We start from the raw sequence: 17,496 nt of genomic DNA, 5'->3' as shown, positions 1-17,496 counted from the left end.
GCGATGCGGGTTGATGCCGAACGGGTGCAGCTTGCGCCAATGTTCTGGATCACGCTGGCGGCGGCTTTTCTGCTGACGGGACAAAACCTGTTGGACCCGATGATCCGCCATGATGACTATCCTGCCTTTTTCGGCGATGCGCCTGTGTTTTGGAACAAGACGCTGCACGAGGGGCGATGGCTGAATTATATCTGGCACCTGCGCGAGGTCGTGACGCCCGCGTGGTTGAACTTTGCCCTGTATCAGAGCCTATGGGCGGGCTTCGTGGCAGCGCTTGCGGTGACCACAATAGGGCCGGACGCGTCGCGGTGGTTCACGGTCGTTCTGGCCCTGCTCGTGCTGGTTTGCCCGTCCGAGATGTTGATCTCGCTTTGGTTCAATACGCTGATACCGGGACTGGCCGTTGTGACGCTGTTTGCGGTGTTGGCGTGCTATCTCTCTAGTGCGCAGTTGCGCAGGTTGTTGCCGCTGTTCGTGATTGTCAGCTTTATGGCCTATACCACCTATCCGCTATTGCTGCTGGCGGTGTGTATTGCCCGCACGCGGGACCGTTCAGTGCGCGACCTTGCGGGATTACTGGTGCTGTTCTGCGCCAGTTTTGTCGCGGCGGTCCTGACTGTTTATACGTTGAACTGGCAGGTGCATGGCGTGTTTGGCGTGCCCGTGGCTGATTGGCGTGAGCCGACGGCCGGGCACGGGCTTGGCGGGATGATCGCGAACTTTCCGAAACTGGGGGAGAGCCTGATGCTTTTCCTGAACCGCACAGGCATCGGGTATCCGCCGTTGATCGGCTTTATTCCCTTTATGTATATTCTGGCGCTGAATGTGCTGCGTAAACGCGCGCCGCTTGAGGCGCTTTATCTCGGGGCTGGCTTGGCCATCGGGCTGTCGCTGGTGATGGTTCAGGCGCTGAAACTTGGTGTGATCGTACCGCCGCGGGCGTTCATCTTTTTCTGGGTATTTTTTGCGATGACCACAGTACGTGCCGTCCAGCTGCTGAGCGATGAGGAGGGTCTATCCGGTAGATTGGGGCGTAATGCGCTGCTGCTGATCATCGGTGTTTGGTTTATCCAGCTGTTTCTGGCCTATGGTCAGGCGAATGCCTGGCGCAGTGATACAAAGACCTGGGCGCAGGAGGTGCAGGCGACCGAAGGGCCGGTCTATATCTTTGGCGATCCATCGAAAATCGCCTCGGGGGTGAAGGCGGGTATACAGTCCTACAAAGCGCTGCCCTCGCGATTGAAGCAGCTGACCGGCAAAACTGCTGTCGCCTGTGTCGAAGCGCCAAAAGACTGCCCTACACGGCCCGAGGTCGTCGCAAGCGGGGCTGAAGTGCATTTGCTGCGCGAGGACGATGCGTTGTTAATGGTCTTCACCCCGAAGCCACCCAAGGACGCTGAGGACTAATCGCTAAAAATGCTGTCCATATGGTCAGCAAGATAGATGCGCAGCCAGGGAGTGAAGTGTTCTGGCGTCTCGCGGGTCTTGCGGGCCAGTTCGGTCAGATCGACCCAGGCGGTGTCCATCACTTCTGCGGGGTTGGGGGTAACATCGGTCAGCGCGACGGCTTCGGCAACATAGATTTCTACCAGTTCGTGTTCCGTCAGGCCATTGCCCACGTCAGCGCGGTATTCGACCTGATCGCGATGCTCGAGCCGAAGCCCTGTGATCCCTAGTTCTTCGTCCAGCCGCCGTTTAGCGCAGGTCAGGGCCGCTTCGTCCCAGAATGGGTGCGTGCAGCAGGCGTTCGCCCAAAGGCCGGGGGTGTGATATTTCCCAAGCGCCCGACGTTGGATCAGCGTTTCGTGCCCGCGCATCACAAATACCGAAATCGCCTTGTGGCGCAGGCCGCGCTCGTGGACCTCCAGCTTTTCGACGGGAGAGAGCCTTCCGTTGACCCAGGCGGGGATCATCGTGGTCATATGGCTGCCCTGTTCTGGTCGCGTCGTGGTGGTGTCATATCCGCTGTTCTGGTCCTTGTGGCCAGTTGGCCGATCCTTGCTAGCAAGTGTCTAGCGGGTCGCGCACGGAATGTCAGCCGCTGGATGCGTAATGGCGCTACGAGCTCCTAAGCGGCAGGGCCAGCGTCTTGGGGCGCGCCCACCACTGGTGCCGTGCGGTGGTGCAGGGGTGTGTTAACCGAAATGCCGCAGGGTGTCGGTCGATTGAATTCACCAAAACCGGAGCCGCCATATGACCGATACGTCCCCCGTCCTTGCCCTGCCGTATATCCAGCCGTCACAGGCCCAAAAGCATGTCACCCATAACGAGGCGTTGCGATTGCTGGATGCTGTGGTTCAACTGGCTGTGCAATCCTATACCCAGCAGGTGCCGCCTTCGACAGCATCGGAGGGGGACCGATTTCTTGTGGCGGCAGACGGTCAGGCAGACTGGGCCGGGCATGACCACGAGATAGCGGTTTTTGTAGATGGTGCTTGGCAGTTCATCGCAGCTTTGCCCGGTTGGGTGGCGCTTGTCAGTCCGAGCCAAGCACATGTTGTGTATGACGGGACGCGCTGGGCGGTGCCCAGTCTCAGCGATGTGCCGCAATTGGGCGTGGGCGCGACCCCCGATGGCTATAACCGGCTGGTTGTGGCGTCGGATGCGGTGCTTTTTAACCATGCCGGTGCCGGCCATCAGGTCAAGATAAACAAAGCGGCGGCGGGGGATACCGCCAGTCTGTTGTTCCAAACCGGATTCGGCGGGCGTGCGGAGTTGGGGACTGCGGGAAGCGATGATTTCACGTTCAAGGTGAGCGCGGACGGCAGCAGCTGGGCCGAAGCCTTGCGGATCGAAGCGGCGACGGGGCGGGTGACGGCCCCGGTTTCGGGTTGGCGCGAGATGCTGACCGGCCCGCGCACCTACTATGTCGATCCGCTGTTGGGAAGCGATACCCGCGACGGGCAGGCCGCTGGCCAGGGTGCCTTTGCGACGCTCGACCGTGCAGTGACGGAAGTAGCGCATGTCGACGGGAGCGGGCATCTGGTGACGGTGCAGCTTGCCGATGGTGTCTATGATCTGGGCGCTGTGCCGGTTGGGATCATGGCTCCGTTGGGGGGCGGCGGTATTGAGATTATTGGTAATGTCACCAACCCCAACGCTGTGACCGTGACCTCCTCGGGGGCTGCGATGGAGCTGGTCACGGGACGGCTGAAGCTGCGTGGGGTAAGGCTGGAGATGTCCGGCACCGAGCCGACACTCCGCGTCTTGTCCGGTGGCGTGCTAGAGGTGGATCAGGTCACCTTTGGTACTGCTGGCGGGCATATTGATCTCGTGGGCGGGCGGCTAGAAGGGGGCGGTTCTTACGCGATCGACGGCGGCGCGGCCTATCACTTGCGGCTGTCGCAGGGGGCAGTGCTTGGGGGCGGTGTTCATGCTCTAACCTTATCCAATACGCCAAATTTCACCACTGCCTTTGCGATCTGCACGATGGCGGGACAGGCGGATTTTAGCGGGCATAGTTTCGCGGGGGCGGCCACGGGAAAGCGCTTTGATGTGGCGACCCAGGGCGTGATCCAGAGTGGCGGTATTGTGCTGCCTGGGGATACGGCGGGCAGCGTCCAAAGCGGCGGTATATATGTCTAAGCGCGTAAATCCCGAAAATTGTATGAAAGAACCATAATGCCGCCATAAATCATGAAGCCACCGTTAAGACCTTCAGCGCATCTTGGTCCCCGCAACACCAATGCGGGGACAAAACGATGGAGCTTGACCACTTAATCACGCTACCCAGCCGGGCGGATCTGGCGCTGACGGGGGTAACGGATATGGCTGTTGTACAGTCCTCTGGCGGGTCGGTTTTATACACGACCTCGCGTTTTGGGGGCGGTGATTTACTGGCCTATCGTATAGATGACGCAGGGGGGCTACGGTTTCTGGACAGTCGCCCCATTGGGGGGGGGACGCAGGCTGGTGTCACCAGCAAGATTGAAGTTGTTGAAGGGGCATTGCTGCTAACAGGTGCGGAAAATGCCGCGCTCACCCGGGTAAGCTTGACCAATGATGGTCGATTTGGAGAGGCGTCCGCCGTGACCGGGGGGGACATGCCAGCGCAACTGCTTGGGACCGAAATGCTGGACGCCAACGGCCAAAGCTATTTGTACGGTCTGGTGCGCGGGGCCGATAGCATCGGAGCATGGCGGTTGAACGATGACGGAACCCTTTCGCGGATTTCAAGCGAAAGCGGTACCGGATCAGAGGCGGGTCTCACCGGATTGAGCGTCGGATATGCGAGCGGGACACCCTATCTTCTGGCGGCGTCGGCCCAAGATAACGCATTGGTTTCGTACGAAATTGACCAAAACGGTGTCCCCCAAGAGGTTTCCCGCATCGCGGCGGAGCAGGGCGTGGGGATCGGTGTGCCGATAGCGACCACATTTGTCGAAGCCGGGGGGCAGGGATTTGCAGTATTGGCCGCCGCGGGGAGCTCATCTCTTAGCGTCGCTAAGCTCGCGCCGGATGGTACGTTAACCTTAACCGATCATGTGCTCGATACACGGGCGACGCGTTTTGACGGTGTACATGTGATTGAAACCGTGGCGCACAACGGCCGCGCGTACCTCGCGGCTGCGGGTGGGGACGATGGCGTCTCGGTGTTCGAGCTGTTGGACGACGGACGGTTGCTGCATCTTGTTTCGATTGAAGACACGGAGGACAGCACCCTCGATGCTGTTTCAGCCATTAACTTTTCACTCATGGGTGATGTGCTGCACCTTGCCGTAGCGTCAGGGGCAGAAGCGGGACTAAGCGTTTTCACGGTCGATATCTCTACCCGTGTCGACGCAGTAATAGGGACCGGGCAAGGGGATACGATTAGTGGGGGTTCGGGGGATGATCTGTTGTCCGGCGGGGCGGGAGGGGACCAAATATCGGGGCGTGAGGGCGACGATATTTTGCGTGACGGTGGGGGCGCAGACGCGCTGGCTGGCGGTGCTGGTCGTGATCGGTTTGTTCTGTCCTCAGATGGTACCATAGATACAATTGTTGATTTTGATATTAAGCAGGACAGCATCGATCTTTCCGGATGGCCGTTTCTGCGGCATGCTTCGCAGCTGTCGGTTGTCTCTACTAGTGACGGTGCCGTTCTGTCCTTCGGTGACGAACAATTGGTGATTAAAACGTCGAACGGTCAATCCCTTAGCATCAGCGACATCCAATCCCTAGATGTGGTCGGGCAGTCGCGTTTCATGCCCAATTGGATCCTGCCAGAAGAGCCTGACACGTCAACCGCACCAGCCGCGCCAATCCCGTTGGTGCTGGTCGGGACGCCCCAGTCAGATACTCTGGTGGGGGAGGGTGCAAACGATCATATCAGCGGGCGCGGGTCGGAGGACCGTTTGAGCGGGGGGGGCGGCAACGACACACTCTTGGGCGAAGGCGGTGCCGACATGATCTATGGCAACGCCGGCAGCGACCTGATCGACGGGGGCGCCGATGCGGATCAGATCTGGGGGGGCATCGGGTGGGATACCATCCGAGGTGGCGATGGCAATGACACGCTGACCGGGGGGGATGGATATGATGCGCTAGGTGGTGGCGACGGGAACGACACGTTAATAGGAAACAACGGTGCAGATAAAATCTATGGCGATAGCGGCGACGACCATTTGATCGGTGGCTTGAACGCGGACAGCCTGTGGGGCGGGGCGGGCAAGGACCGACTAGAGGGGAGCGCGGGCGCGGATCACCTGTTTGGCGGTGGTGGGAATGACCAGATATTTGGAAATGCGGGCGCTGATGTGCTGCAAGGCGGCAGCGGGAATGACCGTTTGGCCGGTGGGATCAATAACGATACAGTTAACGGAGGGTCAGGAAACGACACGCTGTCGGGCGACAATGGGTCAGATCTGGTCATAGGGGGCGATGGCGATGATCTGCTGAAGGGAAACGCCGGTCGTGATACGCTTGATGGAGGCGCGGGCGACGATATTCTGTCGGGCGGGATTGGCGCGGACTCATTTATTTACGGGTCGGGCCAAGATACAATTTTGAGCTTCCAGCCCGGAATTGACACACTCGCATTGGACTCCACTTTGTGGGGGGGAGGCAGTGTTACCCTGACACTGCTGCAATCGTATGCTCGCCAAAGTGATGGCGGGGATATCGCGTTGGATTTCGGTAGTGGGAGGACGCTTGACCTAATGGGTGTGGCTGACCTTTCCGACTTAAAAGGGGATTTCGAATCCTTTTAGCGGACCACCGCATGCGGTCCTCTAGCGTTCTAAGATGTCACGGTGATAGCGTCTGAGAAGCAATAGCCCGAATATACCGAAAAATGCTGATATGGCATAAACGTATGATACGGAGACAAAAGGTGCGTCATAGTTGGGGTAGAATCCGGCCCTCACGCGCCCCACAATATGAACAAGAGGATTATACCATAGCCACCCGCGATAGGGTTCGGGCACCGTGCTATACACGAAAATGACGCCAGAAAGCAGCAAAAGCGGTCGCGTGAAGATTGCGTAAATGCGCTGCCAAATCTGGAACATAGACATCATGAAGCAGTTGAATGTGCCAAGGCCAAACGACAATGCGGCGATCAACCCCAACCCGGACGCAATTTGTGAAAAGTTGAGTGCTGCCCGTGTGTCGAAGCACAATATAACACCAGCTAAAGTGATAAATGCCACAAGAAACTGTGTTAAAAAATTCAGAATAAACCTACCCAATAGAGCATCTATGAAGGTCACTCTGGGGTAAGCGAGTAGCTGCTTCGAATAATTAATGGCCTGCGCAACCTTATTGCTGAGATCAACAAACATTAAGAAAGGCAACAACCCGGTCGCGTAGAAAAGTGGAAAATTTACGCCGATTGGAGGTGTCCGGAAACCGATTGAAAAAATGACAGTTAGAAGTGCAATTCCCAGAACCGGTTCGGCCAAGGCCCAAAGGTAGCCCCCCGGGGATCTGCCGTAGCTTGTTCCGATCTCACGCAAAATGAGCGCAGAAATTATGCGGGGCGTTGCGAAAAGCATCGTTCGTTTATGACGCAAGTTTAACTTCACTAACCCATGCCCTGAGGCGAAAAGTTAATGTGCCATCTGGCTGGGGTTGCTGACTTAAAACGGTCCAGGATAAATGCATACTGCGCAAAGAAGGCATGGCGAAATTGTTCTTTCAATACCTCGGGCAGCATAGCGTGACGCCCGGTGTTGCTGCGAAGGCCAGCTTTAGGTGTCAGTGGCGCTATTTCCAGAAAGGTACAGATATCTCGCATGGTGCGGGCATGAAAAAGATCTTCGTAGAAGACATATTTGATCCGGTCACGAGGTATAGCTGCCTCAAGTTCTAACATTGTGCGACGATAATTTGCCCGCTCTAGGTTGGCCAATCTATTGCTATCGATCAGATGTTGGGCTCGTACCTCACACGCATGTTGGAAATCACTGAACTGGGAACGGTCTGAACTGACTGCCATCCTGATCTGTGACCACATACGGTCGATCGGATCTCGCATGATAAAGATAAAAGATGCCTGCCCGAGCTTGCCCATCTCAGCAAACTCCTTAGCATCAAGAATTGCATAGGCTGGGGTGATATCGCAGATTACTCGTTGTCCGGTGAACCCTTGTAAAAGGTAGGTCAGATATGCCTCATGATCCCCCTCATCATCGGTGTATATGGACAAAAGATCCGTCAATTCCGTCAGAATTTGAAGCCGTCTTCTGTTTATTTTGCCGTGCTCCGAAATCAGTTCCTTCGCCAAAGTCTTGACTGCGTTAATGCGAAGCCTGAAGACCTGTTCAGCTTTACCAGAGATTACATCGAAATAGTGCAGTTCCTTGTTGCGGGAAAAGTGTATTTCGTTGCTAGTTCGCAGCGTCTCATACAGCCATGTCGTCCCAGCCTTTTGCGCGCCGATGCAATACGCTAACTTCGTGGTTTCGGGCAGGAAGGGTGGGGCCATATGCTACGCCTTGGGATCAAGTCATCACTTGGCTGTACTGTATTTATAATGTGCTATCGCATCGTTAACGTCATCGAAGTATGTCAGCTTGCCCCCTTCGATGACAGCACCTGCAGTGCATAGTTCGCGCAGCATCCCATTGGAATGGCTAACAAAAACGGCCCCTGCTGTGGTAAGCCGGTCCATGAAAATCTGCTGGCTTTTTTGCTTGAAACGGGCATCACCGACTGCAGTAATCTCATCAATAAGATATGTGTCAAATTTGAGCCCCATGGACACACCAAAAGCTAGACGCGATTTCATGCCTGCGGAGTAGGTGCGAAAAGGCAGATGGAAATGAATATCAAGGTCTGCAAAATCTGCGACATAGTCGATCAATGCTGATGTGTCTGCACCATAGATCCTTGCTACAAACCGAGTGTTTTGTGCCCCCGTCATGTCGGGATGGAACGATCCAGCAAAGCCAACGGGGAATGAAATCCGTCCATTGGTGATCACGTGTCCGGACGTTGGATCGGCAGAGCCTGCGATAAGTTTGAGGAGCGTTGATTTCCCCGCTCCATTTCGGCCCAGCAATCCCACCGATATTCCACTCGGGAAGACGGCGTTCATACCGCATGCAACCGTTTTCCGACGACCACGGATCTTATAAATTTTTGTTAAATCTCGAAGGATGATCATTGGCGAGGCTATCGCCGATCGCGTAGCGAGTACACAATCATCATTACTATTGTCCATAGCGTGAAACTAGTGATAAATGTCATTCCGAGTAGGAACGGGCGGTTTGGAAGCGCTGCTGTTTCTGATAGCGTTGGCGGAATGTGTGCCGCTAAATATTTCGACTTTCTGCGCGCCTCAGCAACTGCAGCGTCATAGGAAGCTCGCGCCGCTAGGTAGGCCTGTTCAGAGAACTCTAAATCTACCTTTAAGCTCTCAAACTGCCCGAATAGTTTGGCAAATCCGGCGGGGCGTTGAGCACTTTGTCCATAGTTCAGTTTTTCTCGCTCTTGAGAGATGCGGTCTGCGATAACTTGGCGCCTTCGCTCTGCATGTCTGACGCGGGGATCCGTATTGTTAGTAGTCTGATTAAGCATATCTAAACTAATCAGGGTCTCTGTCATTTCCGCTTCTAGGGATGATAGAAGCCCCGTTTGGATTTGAGGAGGCGAATCCGGGCTAACAATTTGATTATTAATTCTAAAATCTGAAAGAGCGCGCCGGGTAAGCTTAAGCCGCTGTGCTGCTAGGCGCAAACTTTCTTCCGCGTGTTTGGTCGAGTCTTCACGTGCAATTGCCGACAGCTCATGAATCAGATTGGAGCTTTCCTGGAATATTTCAGTTGCGATGGCCTGCGCATCTTCTGGAGTGAAGGCCTGAACCTCGAGGCTGATCAGTCCACTGCTGCTATCGCTATAAACGCTGACCATTCGTCCCCAGTATTTGGTCAGATCTTCAATGGTGCCAGGGGAATGGTATCCGAAAATCGGGTCCATTTCCGTGGAATAAGTGGACCATAAGTGGCGTAAATTTAGGGTCTTATCTATTCGCGAGACGAGCTCTTGGCTTTTGATGAACTGATAGAGCATCTCCTCGTACTCAGCGCCACTGCCTGATAGGTTCGCCACACCACCCAGAAGTTCAATAGCCGAGCTCATATCTTCGGTATGAACCGAAAACCCCGACACCGAGGTGTAGCGGTCCGCGGCGCGTTCCCAAAGATACCATGAAGCCAAAAGGCTAGACCCTAAAACCGAGAGCACGAAACTTACAAAAGCAAGGCGATGCCGTAGTTGAAGACGCGCATTCGGCACAGGCGCAGCAATGGGGGGGGGCGGTAGAGGCAACACGTTCGGCTGGGCCGCCGCATCTGCGCTGTTTTCCTGAGCCCTGATTGCGCGCACTTTTCTGCGGCGCTGCTTCTCTATACGCGCGAGCGCCTCTTCACGCTCCTGACGCTTTCGTTCCTTGCGGCCCGCGTGGGACTGTAAATTTGCCGCTGCCTGGGCGATTGATTGGTTCATAACCAGGGGAGTAACTGAATAATCCTCATGATTTATTAATCGCTGCAAGATAGTCCAAAGAAAGAAAGTAGAACTTTACAGGAATATGGAATGAACCAACCGCATGTTCATATTTTAATGGGGACAAAAAATGCGGGTGCGTTCCTTTCGGATCAACTAGCATCAATTCGCCGGCAAAATCATCGCGATTGGAGCCTTTGGATTAGCGATGACAGTTCGATCGATAGCACGTGGGAGGGGTTATTAGATTTTCGATCCAATACGCCTGAATATGACATTCGCCTACTCAAGGGGCCGAATGTCGGAGTGGCTGCGAACTATTTTTATCTATTGGCGCAAAGAGAGTTAGCAGGACAATGGGTCGCATTTTGCGATCAAGATGATGTCTGGCTGCCGCATAAAATTTCGCGTGGAGTGAAGCTTCTTAAAGATCGTGAGAACTCCCATGTCTATAGCAGTAGAAGTTTTTACGTTGACGCTAAATTATCAGGTATTGGAGTGTCTCCTGAGCCTATGCGACCCTGTCACTTCGGAAATTCAATTGTTCAAAATTGTCTCAGGGGAAATACGATTATTTGCCCCCCCGGCGTAACGGATTACCTTCGCAGTATTTTGTATACCACGGCGAATGCTGAAATTCCCTTTCACGATTGGTGGATGTATCAAGCACTCACGGGAGCGGGATTTAGCGTCATCCACGATAGGAAGCCCAGCATATTATATCGACAACATAATGCAAACGTGATGGGTGCACCGGTCAGCCATCTGAAGCATCGGTTGGTTCACATTGCGAAGGGTGAATTTGCGAATTGGGTCGATTCCAACGCGTCGGCTATGCTTCGTTTGAGCTCGGTTCTAGATGCACCGGCTCGAGGGAAGTTGCTTAGATTTTTGGATTGGAGGATGACATGTAACACTAGGCGGCGCCCAACCCTGAATTCAATGGGGATCTACAGACAAACCTATGTTGGTGATATTGCCTTGAACCTGTTCGCACGCTGTGGATGGCTGTAAGAAATTTTAGATCAATAATCGTTCATCGCCCAGCCGTTTTACAAAGGCGACGTCGGTATTGGCAAAGGCTTCTAATCGCGTCTGTGTTGTTTCATCGTTAGTTAGCGCCATGAGATCCTGCCACCTGTTCCTTCGAATGGCTTTGGGGCCAGCGTTGACACGCGTGTCCTGAATGAAAACTTTATGCCCTGTTAACGTATAAATATCTTCCTCCAAGTAATTAAGATTGCTTAGCTGGTAGATGCGGGTCAGCGTTCGAGCTCTGTTGATTGCGCGCTCAATAAGCGCATCTTTGGAAATACCGGCAGTTTGGATTGCGCCGCGGACTCTGCCGGTTGCCATATAACGACAGTAAAAATTATCGTAGTGATCCTTGATAAAATTCTGCCAAGCAACGTCCCCTCCAAAAAAGTAATCGTCGAGCGTCCAATTTTTGACGCGGCGCAATCCGGTATGCTCGGGCGATGAAAGCATGCTCTCTGAAGCATGGTGTGCTTTTTCGCGGAGATAGAAGTAAAACGATGCTATTCTTTCATACGGTTCGCGCAAAATGGTGAAAGAAAAGACATTCTCTCCAAGCTGAGTGGGATAGTGCCAATCTAGATGCCCGGAATAGAGGTCAAATCCAACGGGAAACTGTTGATTTTGACCGGCTTGATTGTGCACCCGAATAGGAGACGTTCTGAGTTTTCCATAAATTCTGGATAGCTCGGCGTGCACTGATTGTCCGGCAGTTTTAGGGATATGTAAAAATACAATCTTTTTCATAGAGCGCTACCTGTCCGTAAGTCCACTATTTCTGGAGTGCATGGTTTTACTTGGCGCAACATGCTGTGTATCCCTTTGCTAAATTCGAGCACGTTCGACGGATCGAGATGATCGATCTGCCAGGGCGCGAATTGCCACCAGCGGCATCTCAGTAAGACACTGATAAGGCTTGGCGGAAGGCGCATACGTCTTATAGTGGCCGGATTCCCTGCGACGACGGTATAGGGGGCGACATCGCGTGTTACGACCGATTGGGCCCCTACTATCGCCCCGTCGCCAACAGTCACCCCGGCGGCGATATACGCCCCGTGCCCAATCCAGACGTCATTTCCGATCGTAGTTACTTTTACTCTGGTTGGCGGCCTGGTGTGTGATAGCCGAGAGCTGTGATATTGCTCTGCGGCTTCGAACCCGTCATCTAGGTCGAATATTCTATTTCCAAGATATAAGGCGGGACTCGTCGAGACCCAATTCATAGGATGGTTTTGGCGCCCGATTTGTACGTTTTCGCCCATGGAGCAATAGCGACCTATCCGGCCGGCGAAGCAGTATCCCGAAACCTGATAAGAGAACGCGCCCATTTCGAGAGAATGTTCGTACTGCGTCCACTTTAAACTTGTCGGGATCTCCAATACGGTGTGTTGGGGTAGCTTTATCGTAGGTGCGCCACGGCTAAGCACCTCAATACCACGTTTACGGAATGAAGAGAGGGAAACGCTGACTTGTGTCATGAGGCCAGCGCCCACCTTTTGACGATACGAGTTTCAATATGGGATAGTAGGGCTTTAGCTAAATCATTCTCGGTAAAATAAGGGACGGCATAGCCATTTTCCGCCTTTGCAACGGCCTCGCCTTGAGCCCCGATAGCGAAGGCGTGGGTGTTCAGACCAGTCGCCAACGCTTCATGCGTGGTGAATGAAAAGGTTTCTGGCCACACCGAGGGAACCAACCAATCTGTTAGATCATATTGCCCCGCAATTTTCCCCAGATCTGAAACACTGTAGCTTCCGTGAATCCGAACGGTGGGCGGGAGAGGTATGGCTGGATCGAAATTGCCAACGATTACAAGGCCAATCCCAAGCTTCTCAATTGAGGTTGCTGATCGACTTATAATCATTGCGCCTTTTTGCACCCCGATATCACCTAAGACACCAATGACACGGCGTATCTGACCTTCAGGGCGCTTGATCAGCGGAACCGGCTGTAGCATTTTATGCGGTTTGACCTTTATCTTCGACCTATGCTCAGGATATGCTTTGCAAACGATATCTCTGCTGTTGTTCGAAAACACCGATATTTCATCAGATGTCTCTAAAAGTCGCGCCCATTCGTTCTGCCATTGCTCGATGCTAACATGCACACCATCCGAAACTATTGCGTTTTCATCGACCTTCGGCAGGCCAATATATATGCCATTTTCATTAGTAAGTGTGTAAGCCGGAGAAATTGGAAAATAGTCGTGAAAAAGAAATTCTAGTTTATACTTTCCATTTTGACTTAAATGTAAAATGGATCTCGGAACGCCGAGCGGATCGCGTGCCCCCACAGCGCAAGAGTAAACGAGCTTTCGCTGCTTTAAAGGCCGAAGAAGCTCAACAATATAGTCGAGATTGTTCGTGCCGCTAGAGATGATACCATCCCGACAGTGTAGTTCGATCTGCCATTTCATCTTTCCGCCCATTCTGATGACAATAGCAGCGCGATCTAAAGCGTGATGTTTGGATTTTATTCGATGCTGGAGGTATGCTTCGGCACCGCCGCCCATACTGTGCGCGAAGTAAATTGACACCGGATAGGTATTTTGAGCCGCTATCCAGGCCAGCGCCAATGCGATGCGTGGCGAAACGAGCGGATCCGATTTGATAAAGTTTTGGACGTCGGTGTCGTAAAGAGGATAGCGCTTGGATATAAGCGCGTTGTTTTTTAAAATTTGGCGCAATTTTTCTGCCGAGCCAAAGCTCTGCCCCCCACGATGCTCTACGAATAGGTTAATTGCGCAGTAATGCAGTCCGCCTGCCGCTCGTACCTTCTGACACCAATCAACCTCTTCGCCGTACCCTTTGCCAAAAGAGGTATCTAGTTGAGGCACCTTTTTTAGGTATTTAGGGTTTATCGCCATACAGTACCCCACTCCTGTCGGTGCGGCTGTGGTATAGGCTTCAGGATTAAGTCTTGCCGCTGTCGCATCAATAATGTCACCTTGTCCAAAGCCAAGATTCTGAGGCGCACAGATCAACGGAGCCGAAAATATTTCGGCATCATTCGACATGGGCGTCGCGGTGGCAGCTCGGGGGTAATGGTATAGGGGCTGAATAAGTCGGCTAGCCCATTTCGGGGGCACCAAAGCGTCCGAGTTTAGCAATACTACGGTATCCGGCCAGCGTCGTGCGCAATTAAGACCTTTGTTCACGCTCTTTATAAAGCCAAGATTTTCTGGGTTTTGAATAAAAGTCGTTCGATCTTTGTGAGTTGCTGACCAATCGCGAAGCAGAGGCAGTACGCGTTTGTCGGTCGAGCAATCTTCGATAAGGATGATGCGCCACTGCAGGTCGGTATTCGTCACGATGCGTTGAAGCGCCTCTTTCAGTACATCATAGGCATTAAATACCGGCAAAATTATTGTTATCGCGGTATTTGTTGTTGGAACGGCCTTGGGACGGAATAGGTCCGGATCAAGCTCGCGCATTCGAGGAATAGGGCAGAGTCCCAAGCCCCTCTTGATCTGAGATCGAAGTGAGGGATCGCGCGAGATGCGCCATTTTAAAAAAGCGGGGAGCTGCAGGATCAATGAGACAAAAAATGAGAACAACAGACGTGACTCTGCCCACCAAAGTCGCACAAAGATAAGGTTTTTGGCAATTGGAGCTTCTGCTCCGCGGCAATGGTGAAACTCCGCTCCGAAGCGGTTTATCTCGTGTAAATGCGTGGGGCCGAGCGGACTCGTGAAATCAAATCCGACATGTTTTCCAGCGCCATGGGCGCGCGCAACATCTTCGCGCGGCAAGTCCGCTTTTGTGCTCACTTTGATGCCGTTCATGTGCAGAACAATGTCGTCTGCAAAGGCCCAGCCTGCCAGTCTGATGCTGCCCGAGCTGACATGCAGAACGTCAATGGCACCGACGACCTTTCCCGTTGGGCCAAGGATAGACACTGGCCGTCCCTCAGCCTGCAAATGGGCGGCGATGTATCGGGCAAAAAGGGCTTTGAGCTGTTTATACAAAATCAATCTTTTCGATTCTATGTTGTAGATATCGAGGGCTAATTCAGCATGCCCGCCCTTAAGGAGAGGTTAATTTTATTCTGGTTTTTGAGGTAAATGTTAGGCGCATCGGATGGAGGTAGCCTGGGTGGGCGGATCGCAGGGCGGCATATCCGTGATGGATAACGGCCATAATAATCAGGTAGATATTGCCCCAAATTTTGCGTGTTCTGGTGGGGCGCGCATCGTTTTCCATGGGAACAATAATCACGTGATTATCGGCGAAGAGACTGTCATTTCTGCCGGCCTAATCGAGATGCGAAACCACGATAGCGTGATACGTATCGGCGCGAATTGCCGTCTCGCGGGATCATTTCGATGCCGCGCGCGGAACACATCTATTTTAATCGGTGACTGTACCACCACGATGATGGCGCATCTCAGTCTGCATGAAGCGGGGACCATCACGATCGGCGAGGACTGCATGTTTTCAGGGGACATCATGATGGATGTTAGCGACATGCACTCTATTCTTGATGCTGAGACAGGTGCGCGGCTGAACCCAGCGCAGGATATTGAGATCGGCGATCATGTTTGGCTGGCCCAAGGGGTACGGATCATGAAGGGAGCGCTCATTGGGCAGCATTCCGTTGTCGGCAGCCGGTCGATGGTGATGGGGGCGATCCCTTCGCATTCTCTTGCGGTTGGGGTGCCTGCGCGCGTTGTACGATCTGGGATAACCTGGGATCGTCGACGGTTGGGCGCCAAGAAAATGCTTGGCACTCAGGTCACTGAGGGGATGCTTGAACCGCTAGACGGCATATCGGCAGGTGAATAATTCTGGGGGCGCATGACAACAGCGCACTAGCAGATTTCATCTTTGGTGTCGGTCGTGCGCTATCTCCTGAGGGAGAGGCGCGGTTCAATGGGTGCATCGTTTGTCGGTCAACGCCTTACATACCTCGGACAAGCCCTTAACTTACGCGCTTTTGAAACGACATTAGCTGTGCCATGTGCCATTTGTCATTTAGCGCATCAATAGGAGGCATCGAAAATCGCCTGATGCCGGAGGCTTAGCGGCATTAAGGTAGAAGTAGCCCCCTGAAGGGCACGCGCTTAGACCATGTGATACCAAGGCGGTAGGCGGCACAAGTAGCCACCGCGTATTGACACGCGTTAGCATCAAGCGGATAAGCTCCCCAAATGCGTCCGCGTTTTCCAATTGGATTGAAGCAAGATGGTGCATCGAGCACTTTCATGTTTCTATGCTGTTGAAACGGAACGAATTTTTTTTGATGGTAGGCATGTCGCAAGCCTGCCAACATTGACAATGTTGAGGGCCTCGACAGAAACCCTCAACACAAAGTGCGGGCCGTTAGCTCAGCTGGATTAGAGCAGGGAACTTCTAATTCTCAGGTCGGGGGTTCGAGTCCTCCACGGCTCGCCAATTCCCCAAAGTGCCGATACGCCTCACTTTTGCGCAGTTTCATCCCCACCCTTGATAGAGGAAAATCGCCGCAGAGCTGCTAAGCGACATGTGGCGGATCCAAGTGCACCTCGTCTGCCGGAGACACCGTCGCATGCGTAGAACTGTGCTCGTGAACACATGAATGGACAGGTACACCGAACGCGCACGAAGCTGCTGAGCAGAGACATTCACATGACCGCGGACGGCATCAGAACCGTTGCGCGGCATCCTGTGGATAGCCCAGAAATCTCAGACTCGGTCCCGCATCACCAATTGGTTAGTATCCTTCCATCCCGCATTGCGCCAAGGTTGGCTGAACCTGGAGACGGTATGATCATGACACTTTACAGCAAGTCTTTTGTAATATGGCTGCTGGCCTCCCATTCTGGCTTGGCGCATGAATTTTGGATTGAACCCCGCGCCTATACCTTCGAATCGAAGTCAACGATTGCAGCCGATCTATTCGTCGGGTCCGAATTTGTCGGTCAGGACTATATTTTCATTCCCAAAGGGTACAGCTCGGCCCGATTTTCCAGAAACGGCGTCGAAACAGAACTGGCATTTACCGGTCAGGACAATCCGTCTCTGAGCCTCCAGTCGGGCGAAAACGGGCTGCACGCTATTGTGCTTGTTTCAAATGCAAGCACGTTAAAGCATGACACGCTTGCCGATTTTCGTGAATTTGCCGAAACCGTAGGGCGTGGGGCCGAAGTTTTTGGCACCAGCCCAGATCAGCCCATCAGAGAAGCCTATTTCCGCTACGCGAAGACCTTGGTGGGGGTTGGTGACAAAAAGGGGCAAGATCATGCATATGGCGCAGTTTACGAATGGGTAGCGCTGGACAACCCTTACGTCACTTTGGAGGGACCGCTCCGCTTTCAACTGCTCTTGAATGGCGAAGCAAACGCCAATCAACCGGTGCAGGTGTTTGCGCGGGACGCTGCGTCCGGGGCCGAGACCGAACCGCTGCATATGGCGACGGATGCGGATGGCATATTGGCGCTTCCGGATGACATTCGCGGTGAAATCATGATCAACAGTGTAAAGTTGCTGCCGGTAAAGCATGAAAATTTTGACTGGGTCAGCTACTGGGCGTCGCTCACCTTTGCACGGTAGC

At 53.5% G+C, this 17,496-nt stretch carries 14 protein-coding genes and 1 tRNA gene; 7 read left to right on the top strand and 8 right to left on the bottom strand.

Going from position 1 to position 17,496, the window contains the following annotated elements:
* The first annotated feature begins 3 nt into the window (after positions 1-3).
* Positions 4-1,407, top strand: coding sequence for a hypothetical protein (locus tag BLQ98_RS07520; RefSeq protein ID WP_244148389.1), 1,404 nt, complete (start codon positions 4-6; stop codon positions 1,405-1,407).
* On the opposite strand, the gene idi is transcribed toward BLQ98_RS07520, so the two are convergent.
* A complete protein-coding gene (gene idi / locus BLQ98_RS07515) occupies positions 1,404-1,922 on the bottom strand; it encodes an isopentenyl-diphosphate Delta-isomerase (RefSeq protein ID WP_093732728.1) in 519 nt (172 codons plus the stop codon). The genes BLQ98_RS07520 and idi overlap by 4 nt on opposite strands.
* 271 nt (positions 1,923-2,193) lie before the next feature.
* Here idi and BLQ98_RS07510 point away from each other — a divergent pair, with 271 nt between their 5' ends.
* Together BLQ98_RS07510 and BLQ98_RS07505 are read left to right on the top strand one after the other, a co-directional pair.
* Complete coding sequence (locus BLQ98_RS07510; RefSeq protein WP_093732727.1) at positions 2,194-3,585, top strand: DUF2793 domain-containing protein; 1,392 nt, start codon at positions 2,194-2,196, stop codon at positions 3,583-3,585.
* A gap of 116 nt (positions 3,586-3,701) precedes the next feature.
* Entirely contained in the window at positions 3,702-6,191 is a 2,490-nt protein-coding gene (locus BLQ98_RS07505; protein WP_093732726.1) for a calcium-binding protein, read from the top strand.
* Positions 6,192-6,212: 21 nt separating this feature from the next.
* Here the strand turns inward: BLQ98_RS07505 and BLQ98_RS07500 are convergent, their stop codons facing one another.
* The 4 genes from BLQ98_RS07500 to BLQ98_RS07485 are packed head-to-tail and all read right to left on the bottom strand — an operon-like array spanning position 6,213 to position 9,930.
* Positions 6,213-6,977 (bottom strand): ABC transporter permease, encoded by a 765-nt coding sequence (locus BLQ98_RS07500; RefSeq protein WP_093732725.1) that lies wholly within the window; start codon positions 6,975-6,977, stop codon positions 6,213-6,215.
* 29 nt (positions 6,978-7,006) lie between these two features.
* A complete protein-coding gene (locus BLQ98_RS07495) occupies positions 7,007-7,909 on the bottom strand; it encodes a sulfotransferase (RefSeq protein WP_093732724.1) in 903 nt (300 codons plus the stop codon).
* A 24-nt stretch (positions 7,910-7,933) separates the two neighbouring features.
* Positions 7,934-8,590 carry an ABC transporter ATP-binding protein gene (locus BLQ98_RS07490; protein ID WP_093732723.1) on the bottom strand — a complete coding sequence of 219 codons (657 nt, stop codon included), beginning with the start codon at positions 8,588-8,590 and terminating at the stop codon, positions 7,934-7,936.
* Positions 8,591-8,598: 8 nt separating this feature from the next.
* Positions 8,599-9,930, bottom strand: a complete 1,332-nt coding sequence (locus BLQ98_RS07485) for a KpsE/RkpR family capsule polysaccharide export protein (protein WP_244148388.1) — start codon at positions 9,928-9,930, stop codon at positions 8,599-8,601.
* Between the two features lie 90 nt (positions 9,931-10,020).
* On the opposite strand from BLQ98_RS07485, the gene BLQ98_RS07480 reads away from it, so the two are divergent.
* Positions 10,021-10,944 (top strand): glycosyltransferase, encoded by a 924-nt coding sequence (locus BLQ98_RS07480; protein ID WP_093732722.1) that lies wholly within the window; start codon positions 10,021-10,023, stop codon positions 10,942-10,944.
* Between the two features lie 6 nt (positions 10,945-10,950).
* Here BLQ98_RS07480 and BLQ98_RS07475 read toward each other — a convergent pair whose 3' ends face one another.
* The 3 genes from BLQ98_RS07475 to BLQ98_RS07465 form a co-directional block, all read right to left on the bottom strand.
* Positions 10,951-11,712 (bottom strand): sulfotransferase family 2 domain-containing protein, encoded by a 762-nt coding sequence (locus tag BLQ98_RS07475; RefSeq protein ID WP_093732721.1) that lies wholly within the window; start codon positions 11,710-11,712, stop codon positions 10,951-10,953.
* Positions 11,709-12,188: a CatB-related O-acetyltransferase gene (locus BLQ98_RS18460; RefSeq protein ID WP_272903457.1), complete on the bottom strand. Its 480-nt coding sequence runs from the start codon at positions 12,186-12,188 to the stop codon at positions 11,709-11,711. The genes BLQ98_RS07475 and BLQ98_RS18460 overlap by 4 nt, the downstream gene beginning before the upstream one ends.
* 251 nt (positions 12,189-12,439) lie before the next feature.
* Positions 12,440-14,938 (bottom strand): glycosyltransferase, encoded by a 2,499-nt coding sequence (locus tag BLQ98_RS07465; RefSeq protein WP_244148387.1) that lies wholly within the window; start codon positions 14,936-14,938, stop codon positions 12,440-12,442.
* Between the two features lie 151 nt (positions 14,939-15,089).
* Between BLQ98_RS07465 and BLQ98_RS07460 the strand changes: the two genes are divergently transcribed.
* From BLQ98_RS07460 to BLQ98_RS07450, 3 genes are all read left to right on the top strand, one after another.
* On the top strand, positions 15,090-15,749 hold the full coding sequence (locus BLQ98_RS07460) for an acyltransferase (protein WP_244148392.1): 660 nt from the start codon (positions 15,090-15,092) through the stop codon (positions 15,747-15,749).
* 531 nt (positions 15,750-16,280) lie between these two features.
* Positions 16,281-16,358, top strand: a tRNA-Arg gene (locus BLQ98_RS07455).
* A gap of 351 nt (positions 16,359-16,709) precedes the next feature.
* Positions 16,710-17,495 (top strand): DUF4198 domain-containing protein, encoded by a 786-nt coding sequence (locus tag BLQ98_RS07450; protein WP_167354522.1) that lies wholly within the window; start codon positions 16,710-16,712, stop codon positions 17,493-17,495.
* Position 17,496 lies beyond the last annotated feature (1 nt).

Source organism: Sulfitobacter litoralis (assembly GCF_900103185.1).
In the GTDB taxonomy this organism is placed as follows: Bacteria; Pseudomonadota; Alphaproteobacteria; order Rhodobacterales; family Rhodobacteraceae; genus Sulfitobacter; species Sulfitobacter litoralis.
The sequence above is the reverse complement of the archived record's forward strand: the minus strand, read 5'-3'. Positions and strand labels throughout refer to the sequence as shown.

Coding starts and splice junctions, on each gene's coding strand:
- BLQ98_RS07450 (WP_167354522.1), top strand. CDS start 16,710: ATGATCATGACACTTTACAGCAAGTCTTTTGTAATATGGCTGCTGGCC.
- idi (WP_093732728.1), bottom strand. CDS start 1,922: ATGACCACGATGATCCCCGCCTGGGTCAACGGAAGGCTCTCTCCCGTC.
- BLQ98_RS07520 (WP_244148389.1), top strand. CDS start 4: ATGCGGGTTGATGCCGAACGGGTGCAGCTTGCGCCAATGTTCTGGATC.
- BLQ98_RS07495 (WP_093732724.1), bottom strand. CDS start 7,909: ATGGCCCCACCCTTCCTGCCCGAAACCACGAAGTTAGCGTATTGCATC.
- BLQ98_RS07480 (WP_093732722.1), top strand. CDS start 10,021: ATGAACCAACCGCATGTTCATATTTTAATGGGGACAAAAAATGCGGGT.
- BLQ98_RS18460 (WP_272903457.1), bottom strand. CDS start 12,188: ATGAATTGGGTCTCGACGAGTCCCGCCTTATATCTTGGAAATAGAATA.
- BLQ98_RS07500 (WP_093732725.1), bottom strand. CDS start 6,977: ATGCTTTTCGCAACGCCCCGCATAATTTCTGCGCTCATTTTGCGTGAG.
- BLQ98_RS07475 (WP_093732721.1), bottom strand. CDS start 11,712: ATGAAAAAGATTGTATTTTTACATATCCCTAAAACTGCCGGACAATCA.
- BLQ98_RS07510 (WP_093732727.1), top strand. CDS start 2,194: ATGACCGATACGTCCCCCGTCCTTGCCCTGCCGTATATCCAGCCGTCA.
- BLQ98_RS07485 (WP_244148388.1), bottom strand. CDS start 9,930: ATGAACCAATCAATCGCCCAGGCAGCGGCAAATTTACAGTCCCACGCG.
- BLQ98_RS07505 (WP_093732726.1), top strand. CDS start 3,702: ATGGAGCTTGACCACTTAATCACGCTACCCAGCCGGGCGGATCTGGCG.
- BLQ98_RS07460 (WP_244148392.1), top strand. CDS start 15,090: ATGGATAACGGCCATAATAATCAGGTAGATATTGCCCCAAATTTTGCG.
- BLQ98_RS07490 (WP_093732723.1), bottom strand. CDS start 8,590: ATGATCATCCTTCGAGATTTAACAAAAATTTATAAGATCCGTGGTCGT.